The organism is Pseudomonas sp. UYIF39, assembly GCF_029963765.1.
GTDB lineage: Bacteria > Pseudomonadota > Gammaproteobacteria > Pseudomonadales > Pseudomonadaceae > Aquipseudomonas.
Map to the genome: position 1 here is coordinate 92054 of NZ_JALBYU010000005.1, position 24352 is coordinate 116405.

At 57.1% G+C, this 24352-nt stretch carries 21 protein-coding genes and 2 pseudogenes; 5 read left to right on the top strand and 18 right to left on the bottom strand.

Translation table 11 applies throughout. From position 1 onward, the window contains the following. Positions 1-2 precede the first annotated feature (2 nt). Positions 3-818: a DUF2135 domain-containing protein gene (locus MO767_RS08585; RefSeq protein WP_282480142.1), complete on the top strand. Its 816-nt coding sequence runs from the start codon at positions 3-5 to the stop codon at positions 816-818. A gap of 412 nt (positions 819-1230) precedes the next feature. Then, positions 1231-1677: pseudogene (locus MO767_RS08590) on the top strand (transposase); the annotation flags it as partial. Between the two features lie 301 nt (positions 1678-1978). Here MO767_RS08590 and MO767_RS08595 read toward each other — a convergent pair. The 3 genes from MO767_RS08595 to MO767_RS08605 form a co-directional block, all read right to left on the bottom strand. After that, positions 1979-3340 carry an outer membrane beta-barrel protein gene (locus tag MO767_RS08595; RefSeq protein ID WP_282480143.1) on the bottom strand — a complete coding sequence of 454 codons (1362 nt, stop codon included), beginning with the start codon at positions 3338-3340 and terminating at the stop codon, positions 1979-1981. A 57-nt stretch (positions 3341-3397) separates the two neighbouring features. Next, a complete protein-coding gene (locus MO767_RS08600) occupies positions 3398-4732 on the bottom strand; it encodes an MFS transporter (RefSeq protein WP_282480144.1) in 1335 nt (444 codons plus the stop codon). Between the two features lie 114 nt (positions 4733-4846). Beyond that, on the bottom strand, positions 4847-5422 hold the full coding sequence (locus tag MO767_RS08605) for a nuclear transport factor 2 family protein (protein ID WP_282480145.1): 576 nt from the start codon (positions 5420-5422) through the stop codon (positions 4847-4849). A 112-nt stretch (positions 5423-5534) separates the two neighbouring features. On the opposite strand from MO767_RS08605, the gene MO767_RS08610 reads away from it, so the two are divergent. After that, on the top strand, positions 5535-6434 hold the full coding sequence (locus tag MO767_RS08610) for a LysR substrate-binding domain-containing protein (protein WP_282480146.1): 900 nt from the start codon (positions 5535-5537) through the stop codon (positions 6432-6434). Between the two features lie 103 nt (positions 6435-6537). Here MO767_RS08610 and MO767_RS08615 read toward each other — a convergent pair whose 3' ends face one another. From MO767_RS08615 to MO767_RS08645, 7 genes are all read right to left on the bottom strand, one after another. After that, positions 6538-7311, bottom strand: a complete 774-nt coding sequence (locus MO767_RS08615) for an ATP-binding cassette domain-containing protein (RefSeq protein ID WP_282480147.1) — start codon at positions 7309-7311, stop codon at positions 6538-6540. 37 nt (positions 7312-7348) lie between these two features. Then, on the bottom strand, positions 7349-9013 hold the full coding sequence (locus MO767_RS08620; protein WP_282480148.1) for a methyl-accepting chemotaxis protein: 1665 nt from the start codon (positions 9011-9013) through the stop codon (positions 7349-7351). 232 nt (positions 9014-9245) lie between these two features. Then, positions 9246-10502: an MFS transporter gene (locus MO767_RS08625; protein ID WP_282480149.1), complete on the bottom strand. Its 1257-nt coding sequence runs from the start codon at positions 10500-10502 to the stop codon at positions 9246-9248. A gap of 60 nt (positions 10503-10562) precedes the next feature. Continuing rightward, entirely contained in the window at positions 10563-11924 is a 1362-nt protein-coding gene (locus MO767_RS08630; protein ID WP_282480150.1) for an outer membrane beta-barrel protein, read from the bottom strand. Between the two features lie 68 nt (positions 11925-11992). Next, complete coding sequence (locus MO767_RS08635; RefSeq protein ID WP_282480151.1) at positions 11993-13609, bottom strand: bifunctional 3-(3-hydroxy-phenyl)propionate/3-hydroxycinnamic acid hydroxylase; 1617 nt, start codon at positions 13607-13609, stop codon at positions 11993-11995. A gap of 118 nt (positions 13610-13727) precedes the next feature. Next, positions 13728-14648, bottom strand: a complete 921-nt coding sequence (locus MO767_RS08640) for a VOC family protein (RefSeq protein WP_282480152.1) — start codon at positions 14646-14648, stop codon at positions 13728-13730. A gap of 80 nt (positions 14649-14728) precedes the next feature. Beyond that, positions 14729-15562 (bottom strand): fumarylacetoacetate hydrolase family protein, encoded by an 834-nt coding sequence (locus tag MO767_RS08645; RefSeq protein WP_282480153.1) that lies wholly within the window; start codon positions 15560-15562, stop codon positions 14729-14731. Between the two features lie 180 nt (positions 15563-15742). On the opposite strand from MO767_RS08645, the gene MO767_RS08650 reads away from it, so the two are divergent. Continuing rightward, positions 15743-16444 carry an FCD domain-containing protein gene (locus tag MO767_RS08650; RefSeq protein WP_282480154.1) on the top strand — a complete coding sequence of 234 codons (702 nt, stop codon included), beginning with the start codon at positions 15743-15745 and terminating at the stop codon, positions 16442-16444. Between the two features lie 452 nt (positions 16445-16896). Here MO767_RS08650 and MO767_RS08655 read toward each other — a convergent pair whose 3' ends face one another. Beyond that, positions 16897-17796 (bottom strand): LysR family transcriptional regulator, encoded by a 900-nt coding sequence (locus MO767_RS08655; RefSeq protein WP_282480155.1) that lies wholly within the window; start codon positions 17794-17796, stop codon positions 16897-16899. 139 nt (positions 17797-17935) lie between these two features. Between MO767_RS08655 and MO767_RS08660 the strand changes: the two genes are divergently transcribed. Then, on the top strand, positions 17936-18550 hold the full coding sequence (locus tag MO767_RS08660) for an NAD(P)H-dependent oxidoreductase (RefSeq protein ID WP_282480156.1): 615 nt from the start codon (positions 17936-17938) through the stop codon (positions 18548-18550). A 32-nt stretch (positions 18551-18582) separates the two neighbouring features. Here the strand turns inward: MO767_RS08660 and MO767_RS08665 are convergent. From MO767_RS08665 to eutC, 7 genes and pseudogenes are all read right to left on the bottom strand, one after another. Continuing rightward, positions 18583-18904 (bottom strand): annotated as a pseudogene (locus MO767_RS08665) (transposase); the annotation flags it as partial. 654 nt (positions 18905-19558) lie between these two features. Then, a complete protein-coding gene (locus tag MO767_RS08670) occupies positions 19559-20311 on the bottom strand; it encodes a S24 family peptidase (RefSeq protein WP_282480157.1) in 753 nt (250 codons plus the stop codon). 223 nt (positions 20312-20534) lie between these two features. Continuing rightward, entirely contained in the window at positions 20535-21062 is a 528-nt protein-coding gene (gene ppa / locus MO767_RS08675; RefSeq protein WP_123367670.1) for an inorganic diphosphatase, read from the bottom strand. Between the two features lie 113 nt (positions 21063-21175). Continuing rightward, entirely contained in the window at positions 21176-21988 is an 813-nt protein-coding gene (locus tag MO767_RS08680) for a zinc-dependent peptidase (RefSeq protein ID WP_282480158.1), read from the bottom strand. Positions 21989-21994: 6 nt separating this feature from the next. Beyond that, entirely contained in the window at positions 21995-22651 is a 657-nt protein-coding gene (locus MO767_RS08685) for a DedA family protein (protein ID WP_056743613.1), read from the bottom strand. A gap of 294 nt (positions 22652-22945) precedes the next feature. Then, complete coding sequence (locus MO767_RS08690; RefSeq protein ID WP_095130795.1) at positions 22946-23407, bottom strand: GNAT family N-acetyltransferase; 462 nt, start codon at positions 23405-23407, stop codon at positions 22946-22948. A 118-nt stretch (positions 23408-23525) separates the two neighbouring features. Further along, complete coding sequence (gene eutC / locus MO767_RS08695) at positions 23526-24350, bottom strand: ethanolamine ammonia-lyase subunit EutC (protein ID WP_282480159.1); 825 nt, start codon at positions 24348-24350, stop codon at positions 23526-23528. Between the last annotated feature and the right edge of the window lie 2 nt (positions 24351-24352).

Below are 24352 nucleotides of genomic sequence, written 5' to 3' on the forward strand. Positions count from 1 at the left end.
CCATGAAACTCCGTTATCCACAGGTCCTCCTGTTCCTTTGCTCCTTTTGCGTCTGGCCGACGACGTTCGCCGCCGAAAGCGCCGCCAAACTCGATACACCCGTTGGCGGTTGGCGCACCGGCGCGTCAGAGGGTGAAGGCGAAAACTTTCGCCAGATCGTTAACTACCCGGCATCCTCGGTGAACACCCCGGTGGGGCAGGCCAACACTGCACGCATCACCGGCCAGATCAAAGCCACTTCCAAGTCCACTGAACCCGGCCGGCTGATCGTCAACGGCGTCAGCATGCCACTGAAAATCGATCCTGCCGGCCGCTTTGATCGTCCGTTCTCATTCCCCAATGGCAGCAACAGCGTCGAAGTCCGCAGCCCCGATGGCCAGCAACGGCATCGCACGCAGTTCCTGAACGCCAGCGGCGGGGCGACTCCGGCGAAGTTGCGGGTGCTACTGGCTTGGGACAGTGATGGCACCGACCTCGACTTGCACCTCATCACCCCCGACGGCGCGCACATATGGTACGGCGATCGTGTTGCGCCCAATGGCGCAGCGCTCGATGTTGACGTGACGACCGGCTACGGCCCGGAAATCTTCGCCATGCCGGCGCCGATCAAAGGCCAATACCTCGTCTATTTGAACTACTTTGGGGGTGGGTATCGCAGTGATGAGGAGGGGCAGGAGGAGGCGGTTCAGCCGCTGACGACGGCGCAGGTGACGGTGATTACGGAGGAAGGGACGCCGAACGAGAAGATGGAGACGTTCCTGGTGCCGATGCGGGCGGTGGGGGAGTTGACGTTGGTTAAGGGGTTTAGTTATCCGTGAGGGCGAACTGTCGTAGCAGTGCTACCAGCTTTTTACGGGTAAGGGTAAATTCTCGCTTCACGAATTCAGCTCCGATTGATGGCCGAATTTTATCGCATTTGGCGAGGGACATGCGAATTCGGCCCTACCTACAATGTCGATCGATATCTGGCTGGAAATTGGTGAAGCTGATGTTCATCCGGTAATCGATTTGCTTCCCAGTTTGATGTAGAGCTTGACCGCTCTGATGCGGTCTTCGTATGAATACATGAACTACCTCCAGGTAGTCCAAGATTTCTACCGCACCCCCAGTTGCCGAGATGTCACTGACCCAGCCTGTTCCTCGCGAACCATTGCCTTTGTTGGATTTGTGCAAGTTTGGAGGTGGGGCAGTCTTGCATCAGCATGTGGGTCAATTCGGCGTCGGCGTCAACACCTCTGGAATGAAAAGGCTGAGGAATACCGCTGTCCGGCCGGTAATGCATTGCGCAGCGAATGGCGAGCCTTCAAGAACGAGCGTTCGCACGTCACCAAAGCCAACACCATCATCTTCCGCTCCCGGCAGAATTACTGCGTTGCCTGTCCGATGGAAGCCAAGTGCTGCCCGAACACTGCGTTCCGCAAGATCGCTCGTAGCGTCCATGAAGCCGCGCGTGATGTGGCTCGGTGTATTGCAGCAACGACGGTGTATCAGCGTTCTCGCCACGAACGTAAGAAGGTCGAAATGTTGTTTGCCCACCTCAAGCGCATCCTGAAATTGGATCGCCTGAGACTACGTGGCATGAGTGGCGCGACTGATGAATTCACGCTGGCCGCTGCGGTGCAGAACCTACGACGGCGGGCCAAATTTACCTCTCAAGGGCCACCGGTCACGGGATAGGTGCGTCTACACTAAGCAAAAAACCTCAAACCAACCCAATAACAGAGCAGCAAAGGCCAACGAAGAGCCGGAAAACCACTCAATGTGGTGAGTAGGTTCTCCGGTGGTGGTTGTGCCTGAGTTCAGGCCAGCTGAAAATCCGACTTTTTCAACAGAATCGATCGAAAGCCGCCCGTCATGAACGCCGACGGCTTACCCCATAAGCCGGAGCATCGCCATGGAGGTGAAAACTTTACCGCCGCACTAACGCTTTTAATCCGTCATCCCGTCACGGAGTCATAGCGTTAGCGCGTAGCAGATCTCAGAAATACACCAGCGCTTCCACAGTTCCGGTCAGTTGGTTTCGCGCATCACCATTGCCAAACGGGCGAGCATCGTCGCGCCCATTGAACCAGTCGTAGCGCAGCTCCGGACGCAGCGACAGGTACTTATTGAAGTCGTAGCGCAGGCCCGTTGTCAGCGCATTGAACGCGCCTCGTGACGTGGAGGATGGGAACAGAACGTAACCGTCCGGATCGTCGAAATGCTCGGCCCGCACAGAGAACGACAAGTCCTTGCGTTGCTGGTAGGTCAACACCACGTTGGCTCCCCACCAGTGTGCCCCATCAAAACCGGGACCGGTGACGATGTCGACGGTCGAGGCTTTGCCGTCGCCCGCTTGACGGCCGTAGACCATTTCCCCGCCCATTGACCACTTTTCATCGAGCCGATGCCAGCCATTGAGCGAGTGCTGCTGCTTGAACTGGCCGTCGCTGGAAATCAGACGACCGCGAGGTGTTTGTATGTCGTTGCGGCTGTCGTTTTGTGAATCACCGACGAGAAATTCATAGTCGATCCAGGTGTTCATGTCGGGCGTACGCCAGCGTAGTGCTCCCAGCAAGGCCTTGCTGTCGTTGTTGTCGCGCAGATTGCCCTGGCCCTGAATCACGCCTAACTCGGCGCCGAGCAACATGCTGGAGTTATTGACCAGACGTTTGCCCAGCAGGAATCCGGAAACCGTGCCGGACTCGGTCATAAAGGCGTAGGAACGGCTGGCAAACGGGTTGCGCGCCGCACGCACGTTGGGTGGGATTTCGTAGCCGAGCCCTGATCCAAAGATGCCGGCGATTGCGGTAAAGCCGCCGGCATACGGCAGGTAAGCCGTGGCGGCGATGTTAGGTACGGCGAGGAAGTTCTGTTTGTCGCGTCGGGCCTTATTCGGATCGTCGTCACCTGGAGAGTTGATGCCCCAGTGCATGTCCCAGCCGTAAGTGCGGGCCTGCTGCGCATTGCGACCGTAGGCGGCCTCGAGCGTGAAGCCGAAAGAGGCATCAGTGGGTGCCGGGCCGGGCAAGGGCGTGACGCGCGGGATGAAATTGGCCTTCAGCGCTTTGTCGGAAAACAGGTGAAGGGTGCCGAGTTCAAAGCCTTCGTCGCCGAATCCGGCCACGGGGGTGTTGGTCTGTCCGGACTCGCGATCCTCCTGGGATGAGTTGTTGTTGCGAGAGTAACCGGCGTCCAGCAGGCCGGACACCTTGATGCCATAGTCGTGCTCCAGCAAGTCACCGAAAATGCTGCGAAACACAGTGCCTTCGCCGACATCGGCCGGTTGGCCTGCCAGGCAATGACCCGTGGTGAGGGCGAACAGAACCGCACCAAACGATTTGACGTTGATGTTCTTCATGGGATTTCTCTTGTTTTTATCGGGATGCGGCCATCCGCTGGCCGCGGTGCGGAATGCTTAGTTGATGACCGGTACAGCCGTCGTCCGATTCAGGCGCCAGAAGCCGATGATGCCGATGGCGGCGATGCTGGCAGGAATGGCGGCGGCCACCAGCAGGTCACTCGTCGACCACTGCAGATTCAGCAGAGTCGCGCCGATGAAAGGACCACAAATGCCCCCCAGGCGACCGATTCCCAGCGTCCAGCCAGTGCCGGTGGCCCGCAGTGCAGTCGGATAAAAGGTAGAGGTCATGGCGTTCAGTGCCGCTTGGCCGCCGAGGGTGCCGAAGCCGGCGATCGCAATGGTCACGTAAGCCAGGTTGATCGAGGTGTAGTACTGACTGAACAAAACGATGGCCGCGGCAGAGACAATGAATGTGGGGACGAGCACGGCGCCGAAGCCGCGTCGGTCGACAAACCAACCCAAGAGCCAGCCGCCCGCCAGACCACCCAGCCACATGGACGTGCCCGCCAGTACCGCCTGCGACGGTGAATGGCCCGCGCCACTCATTAGCACCGGTGTCCACGACGCGAGGAAATACACGCAGAGCATATTCATGAAGTTGATCAGCCACAGCAGCAAAGTGCCGGGCAGCCTGCCATCGGCAAACAAGTGAGCGAGCGACAGGCCTTTCTTGCGCGGTTCACCGATCACCAGGGTCGTTTGTTCGCTAATTTGAAGGCTGGGCTCTATACGGGTCAGGATGGCCCTGACGCGGTCTAGTTGGCGTCCGCGCAGAACGCACCATTGCAGCGATTCGGGGAGTGCAAAGCACATCAGCACACCCACACACAGTGGGGCGACGGCACCCAAATAGAAAACCGCTTGCCAGCCATACTGCGGAATCAGTGCGGCAGCGAGGGCGCCGCCGACGAGACCTCCCACGACCATTCCCGATGACACCAGCGTCAACAGCATCACACGGTTGTGTCGGGGGGCATATTCCGTCACCAGGGTGGCGACGTTAGGCACGATTGCACCCATGGCGATCCCGGTAAGAAAGCGTAGTGCCAATAGTCCGTCCACCGTCGTGGTGTGAGCGGTGAAGTACATCAGAACCGCCATCACTAACGAGGCGGTCACCAATACTGGCCGGCGACCGATACGGTCGGCTATCGAGCCCAAAGCGAGCGAACCTATCAACATGCCTAGCATGCTGATGCTGAACACCGGCCCCAGGTTGGCTTTGGGAATGCCCCATTCAGTGATGAGGCTGGGCGCGGCATAGGCCATAGCTTGAATGTCGAACCCATCGACGACCATGCATAGGAAGCACTGTACGAGCACAAGCACCTGAAAGGCGCCCAAGCGACTCCTTTCGACGATCGCGCAGATGTCGAGTTGATTGTTCACGAGTGAATACCTCTGTTGTAATTATTTTCGGTAGTGGTGCTGTTCGGGACACAAGGTCAAAGCGGTTCCCGGGTGCGGGAAAATCTCTGTTGTGAAGTGGGCGATAGCGGGTTATTAGTCAGCGAGCCACGCGCTGGCCTCGGTCCGCATGGTCAATTCAAGGTCGCTGCCGCGGGTGGCGAATACCCGATTGAGCGGGAAGCCGCTTTTTTCCAGAAGGTAGGCAAGCGGCGCGTATTCGCGCGGGTAGCGCGCCACGGTTTCACGATCGATCTCGACCAGGCCTTGGGGGAGCGTGAAGCTGCCCATGTCGTAGATGCTCTGGCGCTTGACCAGCTTCCAGACGCCTTGGCGTTTTTCGACCAGGTCATAGAAGCGGTTGTGCACGCTGCAACCCAGGTTCAGCCGTACGTTATCGGCAACGATCACCGCGTTGGTTTCCACCACAGCCTTGTTGCCGTTGAAACTGACCACGGGGGTGCCAATCAGGTGTTTGGTGCGCAAATCGGATTTGCCCATGCGCTTGGAACCTTCGACGAATTCGGCGAAAGGACCTTCAAACCAAGTGATTTCGATGACCCCGTCCGGGTGCGCCAGATTAGCCAGTTGCTCCCACTGGCCCAGATCACGGTGAATCCAGCCCGTGATCAAGTCGGTAATTTGAAGTCGGTCTTCCAGGTAACTCTGCATGATTGTCCTCGGCAGGGGTGTGTTGTCGGACTCAGCATCTGCTGCTGGACAATGAACTGCAAATAGATTGATATGAACGATTGATCATTAAATCTGATGGGGCTGGATGTTCATGGATCTGCGTCATTTGCGGTACTTCCTGGCGGTTGCAGAGGAGGGTCATTTCGGTCGGGCGGCCCAGCGTTTGCACATCGTACAGTCGGCGCTGAGCATGCAGATTCGCGCGCTGGAAGAAGAACTCGGTGGTCCTTTGTTCTTGCGCACGAGTCGTCGCGTGGAACTCACGGAAGCCGGTGTGTTGTTGCGAGCCGAAGCACAGCGCACCCTCGATCAGGCGGCGCATGCCCAGCGTGTGGTACAACGCTCGCTACGTGGAGAGATGGGCAGCGTGCGAATCGGCTTCGCCGGCAACGCCGTGTTCAGCGGCCGGTTGATGGCTGACGTTCGCGCCTTTCGCGCGGCTTACCCGGATGCGGAAGTCATCCTCCGCGAGCTCGCGCCACAGCTACAGGTCGAAGCCATTCAGAGCGGTCAATTGGACCTGGGTTATGCACCGAGTCATGGCGGTCAGGCCCTCGACAGCGCCTTGTTATTTGAGCGCATCGGCACTTGGCCCTTAGTGGTTGCATTGCCCGAAGACCACCCGTTGGCGAACCAGCCAACGTTGCGCGTGCCGATGCTGGGCGCGGAGTCGTTGATCATTTATGCCGCTCATGGTGCAGATGAATACATGCTGGCCGGATTGCGCAAGGCATTGGGGCGCGAGCCGAAGGTTCAACGGACCACCAGCACGTTAAGCGTGCTCGCGCTGGTTGCTTCCGGCATGGGGGTAGCGATGGTGCCGGCGCCGTTGATGCAGGTCAGCATTCCGGGCCTGACCTACCGAACATTCGACGACGTAGAACCTCACACCGACTTGCTACTCATCAGCCGCATCAGCGAAACCGGCGGTGCGGTGCGCGCATTTTTGAGGGTTGCGCATCAAGGCGCAGTGGCGCCAGCAATGTTGTGATCGTTGGCGCGGGAGCAATGAAGCCGGCTCGCCGTCGACCCTCCGGGCCTCAAGCCAGGGAGTGTCCAATGGCGTAGCGGTAGCCTTGATTTGAACGGCAACCTCAATCGTGCCAGCAGCGATACCAACCGTTGCTCTCGGTGATTTGTAGCCTGGTCTGATACAGCTCCGACAAGTTTTTACTCGTCAGAATGTCGGGTTTTGGGCCGTCAGCAATAATTTGTCCTCGGTTGATCAGCACCACGCGGTCAATTTCGGGAATGATCTCGTCAACGTGGTGAGTGGTGATGATCAATGACCGGTCCTCACTGCAGAAGCTGCGCAACAGCGTCAGCATGGCCACGCTGGCGCCCATGTCCAGGCCATTGGCGGGCTCATCGAAAATCAATGCCTCGGGATGATGAACAAGTGCTCGGGCGAGCAGGAGACGCCGCTTCTGGCCGGTGGAAAGGCGCTGAAACATGCAGGCCTCATCCTGCGCAATTCCGAGTCTGGTCATCATTGCCCGCGCCTGATCGATCTGGATATTCGTCGGTTGAAAATGTTCATGACTGCCAATCGCACCGAAAAAACCGGAAACGACAACCTCTAATGCCGTGGTATAGGGCGTGTAGTTCTCTTGCAGGTCGTGCGAAACAAAACCGATCCTGTCCCGCAACTGCCAAAGATGAATGGTTTCGCTGTCAAAAAGCTTCAGGTAGCTGCCTTCCTGCGCAACGGGATACAGCTCCCGGTTTATCAGTTTAAGCAGGGTGCTTTTACCCGCGCCGTTGGGGCCTAGGATTGCCACGCGCTCGTGCGGCTCAATCTTCAACGACAACCGATTGAGCACAAGTGTCTGTTGCTGGTACGCGATGACTTGGTGGAATTCGATCATGTATAAAACCTCGCGCAAAGAATGCTGAACGCCCGAGCTAGAGGCGAAACCTGTTGATGTGTCCGCGCAGGCCCGTGGCCAGGAGCGACAGTTCTTCGCTGGTCGAATGAATCTGTACCGCGCCCGCCGAGGTTTGCACCGACAGATCACGAATGCTGATCAAGCTCCGGTCAATTTCCCGAGAGACTTGGGCTTGCTGCTCCGACGCACTGGCGATGACGATGTTCATTTGACTGATTGACTCGACTGCAATGGTTACCTGTTGCAACGCCGAATCCGCCTCTTGAGCAAGGCCTAAGGTTGAGTGGACACGATCCGTGCTCAGTTGCATAGACGACAATGTTTGCGCCGCCACGCTGCTTAGCTCGCTGACCATCAGTTCAATCTCACCCGTAGATTGTTGCGTCTGAAAAGCTAATGCCCGCACTTCCTCTGCGACGACAGCAAAACCTCTACCTGCTTCCCCCGCCCGGGCGGCTTCAATGGCTGCATTAAGCGCGAGGAGGTTAGTCTGCTCGGCAATAGACCGTATTACCTCAAGCACCCGGTTAATGCCGGACACGCTGCTTGCAAGTGCTTCTACGCGATCTGCGGTAATGGAAATGCGCTCTGCTAATAGTGAGAGCGACTCAAGTGTTTCGACGACACGAGCTTTACCAGTTTGTGCCGCGACATCCGTGGTTCGTGAAGCGTGTGCCGTTGCCGATGCATTTCTCGCGACTTCATCGACCGCAGCGGTCATTTCATTCACGGCCGTGGCGGCTTGCTCGATTTCCCTGTTCTGTTCCTGAAGCCCGCTCGTAGCGATCGCTATTACTGAATGAAACTGCTGCGAGGACGAAGCCAGCAGGGTGGAAGAGTCCGTTATACGCAGAACGGTGTCGTGAAGATTGCCCTGCATGGCCCTCAATGCTCGAAGCAATAAGGCTGGCTCATCGTTCCCCGTATCGTCGATTGAAGAGGTCAAATCACCTTGCGCAATGTTCTCCGCTACCTTAAGAGCGTCGAGCAGTGGCTGGTTGATACTTCTGGTGTAGAGCGTCGCCAGCAGTACAGTCAACAGGGCGGCCAGTGCCATTGCCGCAATGACCCCCGTCACGACACGATCACGTGTCTGCTGTTCGTTTTCAGCCGCCTGATGGTAATGCTTCAGATAAAAATCCAGCAGCTGCCCTGAGCTGACGCCCAGTTTCATGGAAAATTTATCGATGGGGCCGTTCAGTATCTCAATAGCCGATGCCGTTTGCCCACCTGCTGCGAGCCGGATGACTTCGAGTCGCTCATGACTGAAAGCCTTGTAGGCCTGAAGGTAGCGTTCGAAGATTTCCTGCTCCGACTTTTCGTGCAGGTGCGCGGCAAAATCATCTTGCTGCTGTCGAACGCTTTCGAGTACTTGCTTCAACGCTGTCTGATTGGCGGCCAAGGCAGAGGGGTCCTGTAGAACAACCATCCTAAAGGTCATTATTCCGGCTCGACCCTCCGTTGTGTTCAACGCTGCAAGCCGGATGATTGCGGGGACCCAGACTTCTCTGATGGCTTCGGACTGCACACTCATTTGCTTGACCATACTCAATGAGAACAGGCCAAGCAGCAGGACGACCAAGCCAATCAAACCAAAGCCGAAAATTGAGCGCGGTGCCAACTTCATTTTTCTGAAAAACAACGGATTTGTCCTCAAAGAAGGGGATCGCAGCGTGCGCATTGATGGGCGCTTTGTTTTGTTGCCGCTGTCTTAGCGAACATCAGACGAGACGGCGCCGGCTTGTGGCCGGCGCCTTACTTCGATGAAACGCTCAAGGGATAAATCAGTGCCGGGCGATCGTGGCGCCTGGCGCTGGCACGCTCGTCGTGTGCGTGGCGCGGGAGAGCTGTTCTTGCGAACAAACAATCCCATTCCGACCTCCTGTCGCTCCCCAAGTGGGGAGTGAATTTTGTTAAACGCTGTCGATGCCTTCGCCCCCAGGCTCGGCCACTCTGGCGGGTGCGGTTTCACGTAAACAGGTCGCGACCAGCAACCCGACCACCACCGCGCCGAGTGCCAGATACATCGTGTTTTCGATTCCGTGATGCTGTGCGATATAACCCGCGATAGCCGGCGCGACACCGCCGCCAAAAATCTCACCAATGCCCACCACCAACCCGGTAGCGGTAGACGTCAGCGCGGCCGGCACCGATTCACTGGTGAGTGGGCCGACCGTCATGCAGATCATGCTGAAGTTGAAGAAAATCGTCAGAAACAGTAGCGCGAACAACTTGACCGGCTCGGCACCAGTCCCCATCAGCAACCAAAGAAATGCGCCGGTGGCGACGAACGAAATGAGCACCACCGGTTTACGGCCGATGCGGTCTGACACAGCAGGCATGATCAATTGCCCGAGAAAACCACCCAGGCCGATGGCCGACATGACGAAGCCCATCTGCTGTACTTCTAGGTGCAAATAGTCCATCAGGTAGTTAGGCATCATCACGCTGATCACGAACAGGCAGGTCAGCATGCAGAACATGCCGACGATGTTCAGCAGCACGTTGCGGTAGCGCAGGGCATCCAGCCAGCTCGGGTGGTCTACTACGGCACTGGCTTCAGCTTTTTTCGGAGTGGCTGCGCGCGTTTCCCGCAAGTAACGGTACATCGCCAATGCCAGCAGGAAACCCGGCAGCGAAACGATTGCGAACACCCAGCGCCACGAAGGCACGACGAGTAACAGCTGTGTGGCCAGAATGGGCGCGAGACCCAAGCCGAGGATCGGGAAAAACGCCTGCTGAATGCCGATGTTCATCCCGCGCCGGCGAGGATGCGATGACTCTGCCGTGGCCGCCAGGGCTGTTGGGGTGAAAGCGCCTTCGGAAATGCCCATGATCGCGCGGATCAGCATCAACCCGCCGATGCCGGTCGCCAAACCGGAAAGGCCTGCGAGCAGCGAAAACACCAGCACGGCCGGAATCAGCACTTTGCGTCGACCTATGCGATCGGACAGCCGCCCCATGAAGATCGAGGAAATGCCCCAGGCCAAGCCCAGTATCGCCGTCACGTTGCCCAGATCCTGATAGTTCAGGCCCAGGTCTTTCATCATCACCGGGAATAGCGGCAGGATGATAAACCGGTCCAGGCCCACGAGGCCGAAGCCCAAGGCCAGCAGGGCTACCGCTTTGAATTCGTAACGCACATCCCACGCATGCTTATTGTTATTCATGGTTGTTACTCGGATGGAGTTGAGGGTTAGCGGCCGTATGCAAGCCCGGCCGCCAATGGCTTAGAAATAGAACAGCGCTTCAACTAGGCCGGTCATCTGCGTGCTGTTGCGACCCGCGCCAAACGGGTGATCGTCGGCATTGCCATCGAACACGTCGTAACGCACTTCAGGGCGCAACGAGACGTACTTGTTCAGGTCATAGCGCAGGCCCGCAGTGAGGGCATTGAAATTGCCGCGAGCGGTAGAAACCGGCAGCAGGATGAACCCGTCGGGATCGGCAAAATGTTCGGCGCGCACCGAGTAGGAGAGGTCCGGGCGTTGCTGGTAGGTGAGCACCGCGTTGGCACCCCACCAATGGGCGCCATCGAAACCAGGACCGTTGATAATGTCGACGGTTGTGGCCTTGCCGTCACCGTCCTGACGGCCATAAACCAGTTCGGCGCCCATCGACCAGTTTGAGTCGAAACGATGCCAGCCGTTGAGCGAGTGTTGTTGTTTGAACTGACTTTGTGGTGACACCAGGCGCGACGTTGGAGCCTGCACATCGCTGAAGCTGTCGTTCTGTTCATCGCCGAGGATGAACTCATAGTCCACCCAGGTCTGCATGTCTGCAGTACGCCAACGCAAGGCTCCCATCACCGACTTCTGATCGTTGTTGTCGCGCAGGTTGTTCCAGCCCTGGACTACCCCCACTTCGGCGCCGAGAATCGACGATTCGCCGTTGTACAATCGCGTACCGAGCAGCACGCCACTTACGGTTCCCGGCTCGCTGACGAAGGCGTAGCTCTTGCTGGCAAACGGGTTACGAGCAGCGCGAATGTTGGGCGGGATTTCGTAGCCCAAGGCCGGGCCGAATACCCCGGCCATGGCAGTTATTCCAGGGCCGTAAGGCAGGTAGGCGGTGGCGGCGATGTTGGGAATGGCAAGGAACTTCTGCTTGTCGCGCTGGGCCTTGGCGAGGTTGTCGTCACCAGGAGAATTAACGTCCCAGTGCATGTCCCAACCGGTGGTACGGGCGAACTGGGCATTACGCCCGTAGTTCACTTCGAAGGTAAAACCGAAGGAGGCTTCGCTCGGCGCAGGACCTGGCAACGGTGTGATACGTGGCACCATGGTGCCCTTCAGGGGCTTGTCGACGAACAGATGCAAGCTACCCCATTCCAGGCCCTCGTCGGCGAAACCAACAACCGGGAGATTGCTCAACCCATCCTGACGCTCATCGTGTGTCGAACGATTATTGCGAGAGTAAGCGACGTCAAAAAGGCCAGAGACTTGAATCCCGTAATCCTTTTCCAGCGTGTCTCCAAACAAGCTACGAAATAGCGTGCCTTCACCCGTTTCAGGGGTTTCGGCGGCATGTGTGTTGAGTGTTGCGAAGGCGGCCAAAACCGCACCAAGCGTTTTCGCCTTGATGTTGATCATTATCTGTCTCTTGTTTTTGTTGTCAGAGTTTTAGAGGGCGGGAGCATCCATGCCCCCGGAAAATCGTGTCAGGCGTGGCAGGCCTTTCCACCATTGACGACATGGGGTTGGCTGCTGTGCTGCAATTGCTCTCGCAGGGAGTTGAGTAATTTTGGCAGTGCAGACAGCTCTGCGACGCCGCCATAGCAGTAGTAGTCGGGGCGCACGATGAGGGCTTTGAGTCCGGCTTCGGCCATGAATTGCAGGTATTTGCCAGAGACATCGCGATAGATGCCTTTGCTGCTGTCAGCCGTTTCCGCGAGCCGAACGACTTTCACGTCGTAGTCACGAATGAATGCCAGCTGTTCCGGGTCGAGCACCGCCAAAGGATTCTCGTCACCTCTCACCAGCAAGTGGAAGCTGCGTCCGATGACATCGTCGTAGCGGCTGACCTTGCCACCGATTTCGATCGAACCGTGCACCCCAAGAATGCCGCGCAATTGGCCCTCCTCCTGCAATAGACCATCGGTTAAACCCGGGAACGGCGGCAGTGGTGCGACGTTGCCGCTCAAATAGGCTGCATCGCGCTCGGCGGCCTTCACCGGGTCCGATACGCAAACTACTTTACCCATGGCCATGGACGCTTCGATCACGGCGCGGATCTGCGGTTTGCGCTCCAGTGTGTAGCTGTCCAATAGGCTGTCGTCAGCCAAACCGCGGAGCAGCAAATCGAGACGCCAGGACAGGTTCCATGCATCCCGGATCCCCGAGCACATGCCTTGGCCCATGAACGGTGGCATCACGTGGGCCGCGTCGCCGGCCAGCATTACCCGACCGCTGTGCCAGTTCGAGGCAATGCGTGAACGGAACTGATAGACCGCGTGGCGCACCAGGTCAGCGGTGTCCGGCGTCACCCAGCGCGACAGCAGCGACCAGACCTTGTCGGTGTCTTGCAAGTCTTCGATGGTTTCATGGGGCAGGCGCATGAATTCCCAGCGGCGATAACCGGGACCACCAGGGACCATGGTGGTCGGTCGCTCGGGGTTGCACCATTGGCCGATGTCCGGCACATCCAGTTGCACACCGGGCTTGGGTTGCAAGTCGACCACCAGCCAGTCTTCCTGAAAGCCCAGATCCTGCCATTCAACTCCCAGCGACTGGCGCACGAAGCTGTTGGCGCCGTCGGCACCGATCACATAACGAGCCCGGACACTTTGCTGCTCTTCACCGAGTGAAAACTTGCCGTCTTTGCGAATGATCCGATTGAGGGCCATGTCACAGCCTTGAATGTCTTGTTTCAGTGCAGTCGCTTCCCAGCCCTGATGGACCTGCACGTTGCCGATGCTCTTGGCTTTGCGGTCCAGTGCGGCTTCCAGCGATGGCTGGTTGAACAGGTAACCGAACGGCCCGTCACTGATGGATTCAGCCGACCAATCGATCTCTACCAGGACTTTCCAGTCAGCGTTGAACCACTGGTAGCGTGCCGACGGCTGGGAAATTTTCGCCAGTTCTTCGCCAAGGCCCATGGAGAGGAAAATTCGGCGAATCTCATGGTCGTAAAATACTGCTCGCGGGAGCGGGTAAAGCGCTGGCCAGCGTTCGAAGACGGCGACTGAATAGCCCATTTGGCCCAATAGAATGGCCAGGGTCTGGCCCACAGGGCCGTAACCGGCAATGGCGACATCGACTGTAGTGTGCTGGTTCATGATCTGTGCCTCGTGTACTTCGCAATGATTTCCGGGCATGGCCGGGCCTGTCGCACGAACCGGGGAGGCTCGCGCAATGCAGGAATTCCAGTTTTTTAAACAATAAGCGGCAGGCGACTCAGGCAGGTGCCGGGGTATCAACTTCAGTGTTGAAAATGAAGTTGTCCGGCACGTCTGGGCCCCACAGGTACAGTGAGTTTTCCGGTGGGTAATCGCCGGCAGGCCATTCGCTGCCTTCGGAAATGTAGTCCATGTCTGCCGAGTACTCGCAGAACGAACCCCACGGATCCTGCACGTAATGAAAGTAGTTCGAACCCAAGCAATGACGGCCCGTGCCCCAGCCTTTCACGTGTCCCGCTGCCGCCATTTGCGAAGCGCCCGCGCCGACTTCATCAATGCTGTCGACTTCCCACGCAGCGTGGTGCCAGCCCTTGGCGCTGCTCTTGGCGAACGCCACCAGATGATGGTCGCAACCGTGGGCGGCATGACTGAAGGCGATAATGTCCATCGACTTGTCGGAGAGCTTCAAGCCCAGGGCCTGTTGGTAAAAGTGCAGCGCGCCAAGCACATCGGGGGTAAATAACAGGACATGGGACAAGCGGCGAGGGCGGACCTGCGCCATGGCGTCGCGGGTCGTCGCGCCGCGACTGTTAGGCGGGGTAATGCTGTTGTGGTGGTCGGACTTTTGATCGGGCATGGTTTTTTCGCCGACCTTCACGTGCAACAGGTTGCCGTCCGGGTCGCGAAACCAGAGTCCGGCTTCGGGACGATCTTCGAACAGCCCGCCAGCGGTTTCGATCTGCTGGCGCAAGGCAGCGTAATCCTGCTCGTAGCAGTTGAAGCTCAGATAGGCGAGGGACTTGGAGGCCGCAGGGAGAATTTTTGCCCAGACATGGCCGTCGGCTGCTCGTAAGAGGAGTTGATTTGGTTCGCGTTGAACCTCGAGGCCGAAGCTTTCAAAGAATTGGAAGGCTTCGTCCAGAGATGGGACGTTCAGCGCGTAATGATCGATTGAATGCACACCATGGGACACGCTCATGATTGCCTCCATTTAATTATTCTTGTTGTGGGGCGCAGGGCGAGGTCGGCTCTGCGCCGAGTTTGAAGCTGTGTCTATGATCAGACTTCGTCGACGACAGGGTTGACCAGTTTGCCAATGCCCTCGATCGATACTTCGACCACATCACCAGCTTTCAGATAAACCTTGGGATTCATGCCAAAACCAACGCCAGCCGGGGTGCCACTGACAATCACGTCGCCGGCTTCGAGAGTAACCGCTTCACTCAGCGTAGAGATGATGGTGGCTACATCGAACAGCATGTCGTTGGTATTGGCCGATTGTACGACTTTGCCGTTGACACGCGTTTCCAGCAACAAGCCTTTGCCTCCCGCAGGCAACTCATCTGCGGTCACCAATACCGGCCCGAATGCGCCGGTGTCGTCGAAGTTTTTGCCAACAGTCCACTGAGGTGAGATGAATTGGTAGTCACGCACCGAACCTTCGTTGAACAGCGCGTAACCAGCGACATGGTTGAGCGCATCTTCTTTGCTGATGTGACGACCGCCGCTTTTCAGAACCACAGCCATTTCACCTTCGTAGTCGAGGGTGTCGGAGATGCGCGGACGAATCAGCGGTTTGTTATGGGCTGTCAGGCTGGAATTCCAGCGAGGGAATAAGGTGGGGTAGGTGGGTTGAGCGTAGGGGGACTCTTTGGTGTGATCGGCGTAGTTCAGACCTACGCAAACAATTTTAGTCGGACGCTCCATCAATGGCAGGTATGCGTCTTCGTCGATTTCGACGATAGCACCATTGGTACCTTGGGCATGAGTGGTCAGATCGACACCTCGCGCTAACAACGACTCAAGCGTTTCGGTTCCTAGTACGCGTACGCCGTCGGCAGTGACGACACCCAGAACAGGTTGACCTTGATTGAGGAAGCGGACGTAGCGCATGACAGGTTTCTCTTGTTGATTTGATGGGCGCCGGTGGTGAAGGGCAGTACCGACTGCGTGTTTACAAAGCTAGAGCCAAAAAAATATACCGTCAACAAAAAAATATATATTTCAGGAAGAGTGAGAAATTATTCATTCTGTGTATGATTCGCGCAGACAAGCGAAAAAATGGAGTCGACCTTGAATTCCCCTCTGATCAACTGGCAATCGGCCGAGCCCACCGAAAAGCGCACCATGGCTTCGCAGCTGGAAGAGCGGATTCGCCAGGACATCATCGATGGCCAATTGGCTCCGGGCAGTCGCCTGCGTCTCAAAGAATTGTCCGAAGCCTACGACGTCGGTGTGATTCCGCTGCGTGAAGCCTTGTCGCGCCTGGCCAGCAGTGGCTTCGTATCTGCCGCCGATCAGAAAGGTTTCAGTGTCGGCCGTATCTCTGCCTCAGAAATCGCCGACATCACTGCTGCGCGATTGCACATTGAATGCAAGGCACTAGCCGATTCGATTCGTCAGGGTGATGTGGAGTGGGAGAGTCGTGTTCTTGCCGCTCACCACCGACTGGATCGCCTGACCATCGTCGAAGGCCCGGAGCGACTGCTAAAACCCGAGTGGGAAAAAGCTCACGAAGTATTCCACCAGGCGCTGATCTCCAGCTGCAATTCACCGACATTACTGCGGCTGTGCTCGTCACTGCGAGACCAGACAGCGCGCTATCGTTTTTTGTCGATGCACTATGCCGACAGCAGCGCACGTGATGTGCCCAACGAACACCGCCAGTTGATGGATGCCGCGCTTGCCAAAGACATCGACAAGGCTTGCGAATTGCTGTCCAGTCACTATCAGACCACGACCGACTCGGTGCTCAAACACGCACTGCTGGGATAGCGGTGACGCTCTCTCGATCAAATTTCGTTGCGAAGCCTGGCGTGCCACAGGTTGCGTAGATAAAACTAAATGACCCACATTGTTCATTTGTGAGTGACCGTTTTTTGCCGTTTTCTGCCTATCCCGAATGACCGGTTTGGATTGCCATTCCTGATGCGCAACTGCATGGCAGCTATGCGGGGCATTGATCCGGCGCTGGAGGAGGCTGCGAAGATGCTTGGTGCATTGCCGCTACGAATGTTCCGAGAAGTCGTGCTGCCACTTGCTGCTGGTGGGATTTCGTCCGGTGGGATTGCAGGCGCAATGTAAGGGACAGGCATCACACCTTGGCTTGCGAAATACGCACAGACGATCAGGGCCCGGGCAGTCCCTGCACAACCGGTTCGATTAACCGCATCAGCCCTTTGGCCAACGGGATAACCAAACCGCTGACGTTAGTCGTCTTCGTATCATCACATGCACAGACGACGGGTCAGATCATTCAGAAGCCATCGGCCTGCTTTCCCTAAAGAGCGATTCTGCATGTGCGCTGCGTAGATCGTAAGTGTGTCTGGTGTGCGCTGAAGTTCGGCGGTTAACTCAAGCGGTAGGAGGCGTCCTGAAGCCAGATGATCCGCAATCAAATGCTCTGGCATTCGGCACCAACCGAACCCGGCGAGCAAAAAATCCAGCCGTCGTGCCAAATCTACAAACCGCCACTGGTGACTGCCCGTCACCCCATAGCTAGGGCCGTCGGGAAAAACCGGATCGGAAAGTACCAGTTGCACATAAGGCTTGAGGTCTGCACTTGTCGCCCGACGGCCTAACATAGCCAGGGGATGCCCGCTGGCTACTACTGGCCTCAAGTCGACGCTGAGCAGCGGCAGCGCGGTGACATCGTCGGGCACTATCGGAATCAATGTGCAAAGCGCCAGTGCCGCATCGCCGTTGCGTAATCGGCGCTCTGCGCCGCCTAAGCCTTCTGTAGAAAAACTCACTGCCAGATGCGGAAAAGCCTCGCGGATAGCGCGGAGGCTTTCGATGAGCGGTGCGCTAGGGACTAAAGGGTCTATGGCGAGAGCCAACTCCGGCTCAACCCCTGCTGCCGTACTTGCGGCCATTGCTTCAAACTGGTCAGCGCTTGCCAGCACTGCGCGCGCTTGAACCACTAGCACTCTACCTACCTCAGTGAGAGTTGGACGATGGCCGCTCCGATCAAACAGCCTCACACCTTGAACTGACTCAAGTGTGGCAATCGACTGGCTAATGGCAGATTGAGCACGCCGCAGGTGACGTCCCGTTGCCGAGAAACTGCCTGTATCAGCAATGGTTACAAGGATCAGCAGCTGATCCAAGCTCAGATTTCCGATCATGACCAATCACTTAAACAGATTGACTCAATCATATTTACATCACTCCTGCTTAGAGATCGCATTGGGTAGAGTGTGTCGCACATCGCCTAAAGCGACAACGCAAAACATACCGCCGCGTCACCGCGCAGGAGTTACTTTCATGTCCAGGCTTCTCACCATTGAAACCAGCCCACGTGGGGATACTTCAATCTCCCGGCAGCTCACTCGCCGATTTGTGGCCGCGTGGGAAGCTGCACACCCTCGGGGCGCCATCAAAATACGGGATCTAACGGACACTCCGCTTACGTTCGTGACGGCCCCCTGGTTACAGGCTTACTTCACCCCGGAAACCCAACATTCGCCTGAAATGAAAACCGTGTTGCAGTTATCCGATGAGCTTGCGGCCGAGTTGCTGGAAGCCGATCACGTGGTTATTTCAACGCCGGTCTACAACTATAACGTCCCTGCGGCGCTCAAGGCGTGGGTGGATCACGTGGTACGTAAAGGCCTGACCTTGGGCTTTGATGGTAAAGGGCTGGTGACCAGTAAAAAGGCAACGGTGCTGCTCGCCTCGGGAGGTGTATACACCAATGACTCCCCGATTAGAGACCGTGACATTGCGACCCAATATTTGAAACTGATCCTGAACGTCCTAGGTATCACTGATGTCACCTTTATTGCGGCCGGCGGCGCTAAAGCTGTAGATCTCGGAGAAATCAGCATGCACGATTTTCTAGAAACATTTGATCATCAAATTCAAAAGTCGCTGGTTTAGACAGCATTTCTCCTAGCCCATACGATTCTGCTCTATCGACTTCGTGCTTCAACGGGCATCCACTTATGCGACAGTAACTGATCGATTTCACTTGCTCGCTGTGTCGCAGACTCGTGAGAACATCCTTCAAATAGGCATACGGATCATGCCCATTGAGCCGCTCCGACGGGATTAAGCTCATGATCGCTGCTGCCCGTTTTCCGCTGTGTAGCGACGCTGCGGACAGCCAGTTCTTGCGTCCCAACGCCCATGGCCGGATCTGGTTCTCGGCCCAATTGTTGTCAACGGGTACGGCCCGTCATCGAGGTAGCGCGACAACGCTGCCCAGCGTTTCAGGCTGTAATCCAATCGGCGATGACGGGACGCTGTGGGGTAGACTTGGATAGACTCGCTTTGTTGGCTTCATGGTCCAAAGCCCGGGGCGCACCTGTAAATCTGCACGCTCGAAGCCGATTGTCAGACTCCTGAAAGAATTGGTCTGAGCAATGAGGACAGCGGAGAGTTTAATTTTTTACCTGTTCAGCAGGTTGCTTTGATAAGCATGCCACTGACCCAGTATCAGCGTGCTGCTCGTGCCTCCATGGAGGAGTTGGAAAGCTTTTAAGTCAAAACGCAGGTATTAAAAAGCCGGCTTGTGGCCGGCTTCTCGGGGACTGGCTTAGTTCATTTTTGGTAAACCGCGCCAGCCTTCAAAACGTACACCCGGATCTTGCGTCCGGCTGTGGGACTTGGCGAGAAAATCATCTGCCTTGTCGGTGCGATTCTCCGCCGCGGGGCGGGTCGATGCGCAAATGTGGGGCGCAGCATACTGATTTTTTGGGGGAATTCCCAGCGTGGTGTGCGACCTAGAGCTATCCCGGGACTTGTAGCAGCTGGCGAAGCCTGCGTTCGGCTGCGGAGCAGTCGTAAAACCATGCAACGCTGAGAATCAGGCAGACCGTGCCTGCAGGATTGACGACTGCTCCGCAGCCGGACGCAGGCTTCGCCAGCTGCGACAAAGTTATGTGTTTACAGAAAAGGTACGGGCGGCCTGCGTTTATTCAGGGTCGACCACCAGAACACCCATCCCAGAACCCTTATTTGTTGTTCTTCGATTTGCGGAGGTCTGAAGACTTCATCCGGATATTCGGAGCTGTTGTGGCTGCGCATGCGTATCGCGTTGCCTGGTACCCGGCTCAGGTATTTGATGCGCAACATGCCGTCGTGCTCGATTGCGTAAATCTCTCCGTCGACAATTTGCGTGAGCCCGCGGTCGATGGCGACGATGGAGCCATCTTCAATTTTTTCGGCCATGCTGTTGCCAACCATGCGGGCGCAGATGGCATCGGAGTGGTTGATTTCCAGGGAGTCAAGATCGCTGCGCGGCAGGCGGATCGATTCGCTGGGGTCTTTGATGACATGGTTTTTGTCGGAGCCGGGGGCAGTGGCCGCTTCTTTGTAAAAGGGTAGTTCGATATCGACTGGGTCGATGACCCGATAGGTGCCCCGGATTGACTGGGCGTCGAAGGTGTTGCCGGATGCGTCGATCAGATGCAATTCCCTGGCGTCTTGCGGTCCTTCGCCGGTTTTCAGCCATTCAGTATTCACGGACAGTCTTCTGGCGACATCTTCCATGCGGTAGTCAGGAACTCCGCGGGTATACCAGTTATGGACAGTTTGAGGGTCGGAAATACCCAGGAATTCGGCAAATCTCGTTGTCGTGATTTGTAGCTCTTTCAGGAGCATTCTGAATCGTGGGCCGCAGGATTTGTTCTTTTTCATAAACACGAGTCTAGCCGTGCGGCATAAGGCTTTGATTCAACAAAACGTTCAAATCTGGCGTGAAATTTAAGTCCTGATGTAAGACGTCTTTTGTAAAAATTAAACAAGAAAAAACCGGTTTGCCTGCCAGTTAAATGTGCTGTTGAACATGATATTCAAACGCCCACAAAAAACCCCGGATCAACCGGGGTTCTTCGTTATAGCAGCTCGTGAGAAGCGGCTATCAGCCTTTATAGGCAGCAACCGACTTCATGATCTCGGTGCGAGCGGCTTCGGAGTCGCCCCAACCTTCGATCTTCACCCATTTGCCTTTTTCGAGGTCTTTGTAGTTCGCGAAGAAGTGCTCGATTTGCTGAATCAGCAATGGAGGCAGGTCGCTGCACTCTTTCACGTCGACGTACAGCTGGGACAGCTTGTCGTGTGGTACTGCAACCACTTTGGCATCGCCGCCGCCGTCGTCAGTCATGTGCAGGATGCCGATTGGACGGGCGCGGATGACCGAACCTGGAGCAACCGGGTAAGGGGTCACGACCAGCACGTCGAGGGGGTCACCGTCGTCAGCCAAGGTGTTCGGGATGAAACCGTAGTTGGCCGGGTAGAACATCGGGGTGGCCATGAAACGGTCAACGAACAGGCAATCGCTGTCTTTGTCGATTTCGTATTTGATCGGGGCGTGGTTGGCCGGAATCTCGATCGCGACGTAGATGTCGTTCGGCAGGTCTTTGCCAGCCGGAATCTTGCTGTAGCTCATTGGGCGGTGCCCCCGTTAGTTGACCAAAAACACTTGGCCGGATTGACCAAAAAGTGGCGGCGATTATAGGCATATTCCGCCACCGATGCTATGGACCAGAGGTCGTGTAGACCTTAGTCGCGTGCCTGATAGACCGGGTCTTCGGCCAGAAGTTGCCGCAGCCGGGCCAGAGGGTCCTGGCGGTAAAACAGCTTCAGTTGTTCATAAACCTGAGGATACGCCTCGTGCAGCAAATCCGGGGCACTGAAGAAGTATTCGCTGGTGACCGCGAAGAACTCGGCGGGGTTTTCCGCTGCGTACGGGTCGATGGCGGTGTCAGCGTCGGGATTGCGGTCCAGTTGCCGATCAAGGTCGTCGTAGGCCTCTTGCATGACCTTGGCCCAGTCGCTGACCCGCATGTCGGCGTGCAGCGGCGGCAGCCCGTTGGCGTCGCCGTTGAGCATGTCGAGTTTATGCGCGAGCTCGTGGATTACCAGGTTGTAGCCTTCCCAGCCACCACTGGCCATCACGCCGGGCCAGGCGAGGATGATCGGGCCTTGCTGCCAGGCTTCGCCGCTGTGTTCGCCGTCCCATTCGTGCTCGACACCGCTGGCGTCGCGATGGCGCTGGGGGCTGAGGAAGTCGTCGGGATAGAGGACGATTTCGTGGAAGCCCTGATACCAGTTCAGATCGCCCAGCTGTAGCAACGGCAATTGCGCCTGGGCGGCAAGCAGCAGGCGTTGCTCCTGGTGGAGTTTGACGCCGGGCAGGGCGGTCAGGTGTTTGTCCTGGAGGAACAGCACGCTGGCTTCGCGCAGCCACTGGTCTTCGGCGGCGCTGATGCCATCGAGAAAACTCAAGTGATGGCGCACCCGCTGCCACATGTCGTCGGCAATCGGGTGCTTGGCCAGGGTGCGCTGGCGACGCCAGGCGCTAAGGGACCACATGGTGAATCAGCGCGATTGGGCTTTGGACGCGGCGTTTGCAAGGCGACTGCGGATCATGCCGATGATCATCGGTACCAGCGATAGCAGGATGATGCCCACTACCAGCAGCGACAGGTTCTTTTTGATGAACGGTACGTTGCCGAAGAAGTACCCGAGGGTCACCAGACCGCCCACCCAGAGGATCGTGCCAAAAACACTGAAGGCGAAGAAACGCGGGTAGGGCATTTTGGCCACGCCGGCGACAAACGGTGCAAAGGTGCGAATGATCGGCATGAAGCGCGCCAGCGTCACCGTTTTGCCGCCGTGTTTGTCGTAGAAGTCGTGGGTTTGCTGCAGGTAGTCGCGGCGGAAGATTTTCGAATTAGGGTTACTGAACAAACGCTCGCCGGCCGTTCTTCCGATCAGGTAGTTGGTGCTGTCGCCAAGGATTGCCGCCAGCATCAGCAGGCCACCCAGCAGCACCGGGTCCATACCGCCGCCGGCGGCTACTGCGCCAGCGATGAACAGCAGGGAATCGCCCGGCAGGAATGGCATGACCACCAGACCGGTTTCGCAGAAGATCACCAGGAACAAAATGGCGTAAATCCATGGCCCGTAGTTGTTTACCAGCAAATCGAGGTACACATCGAGATGCAGGATAATGTCGAGCGGGTTGAAATCCATGTGGGGCACCTGTGGTGATAGTCCGACTCAGCAGACCCGTGCGATTGACTTCATGTAAGGCTACAAGCGGGTGTAGTTTTTCTTACAAGCCGGGAAGCTCGGGATTATACGGGCTGAGAAGTGAAAAACGCGTCGAGTTTGTAGCGGGGGATGTCTAGGGATCCACACCGGTTGGAGTGGCGCAATCGATTCCTGTGGGAGCGAGCTTGCTCGCGATTCAGGCACCTCGGTGTATCAGTCATAGCGAGGAGAAGCTATCGCGAGCAAGCTCGCTCCCACAATGTTCGAGGTGGATCAGAGCTCGTCGCTGATCGGCAACACATAGTTTTTGAACTCGGTGTCTTCCTTGAATCCGATGGATTCGTAGGTTTTCTGCGCGACTTCGTTATTGCTGCTGGTGGAAACGCGCATCCGCACAGCATTGGTTTCCTTGGCCATTTTCTTCGCGGTGCGGATGAGATTGTCGGCCACCAACTGGCGGCGGGCCTCTTCGGCGACGTAGATGTCGTTGAGGATCCACACGCGCTTCAGCGAAAGGGACGAAAAGCTCGGATACAACTGACAGAAACCCATCAGTTTGTTGCTGTCGTCATCGGCCAGGGCCAGGTAGATCACCGACTCCTTGCGACGCAGGCGTTTTTCGAGGAACGCCCGGGACGAGTCCGGATAGGCCAGAGAGCCATAAAACTCGCGATATTTGACGAACAACGGGGTCAGCAGGTCCAGGTGTTCGAGGGTCGCTTGAATAATCCGCATGGTTGGTCTCGTCTTCAAGTGGCTGTCTTCACGTACTCTGACGGCGAACGGTTCTCACTCGGGCAGCCGTGCGTCGATCCTGCCTGAAACTGGATCAGAAACGCAATGCGGAATCGGTTCAGGTATTCGGCGGACTCAGTAGGAAATTGCCTTTCATGTCCGCTCCTGCGTCCGACTCCAGCGTCTGAACCTGCGCTTCGTCCTTCAGATTGACTCCCGACAACTGCCGCCGGCACGCTTCGCGCATCAAATACAGCAAGCGGTGTGCTGCCATGCCGTAACTCAGGCCTTCGAGCCGGACATTGGAGATGCAGTTGCGATAGGCGTCCGTCAGCCCGACCTTTGGATTGTAGGTGAAATACAGCCCCAGGCTGTCCGGGGAGCTGAGGCCAGGGCGTTCGCCGATCAGGATTACCACCATTTTCGCACCCAGCAGTTCGCCGATCTCGTCGGCTACGGCGACCCGACCCTGTTCCACCAGAATGACCGGTGAGACGGACCAGCCGTCACTCACAATCTGATCTTCCATTCGCGCCAGAAACGGCAGGGTATGGCGATGAACGGCCAGCGCCGACAACCCATCGGCAACGACAATTGCCAGATCGACACCGCCGGGATTGGCCAGTGCGTAATCGCGCAGTGTCTGAGCCGACTCATCACTCAGCTTTCGCCCCAAATCGGGGCGTTGCAAATAACTGTTCCTGTCCGTAGCGGCGCTGTGTAGCAGCAAGCTGGCGCGCCCGCGTTCAGCCAGTTGTGAGCTGAGCCCCGCATGGTCGAACGGCAAGTGCACCGCATCCCGCGCCTGAGCGTGGGCGTACTGGAAATCCAGTTGCGCGCTGGTCGGCATGCTGGTGCCAGTTCTACCCAAGGCGATCCGCGCCGGCGTCAGGCGACGCAGTTCCAGCAACGGGTTCTGTGGGTCAACGGGTGGTTTATCCATTT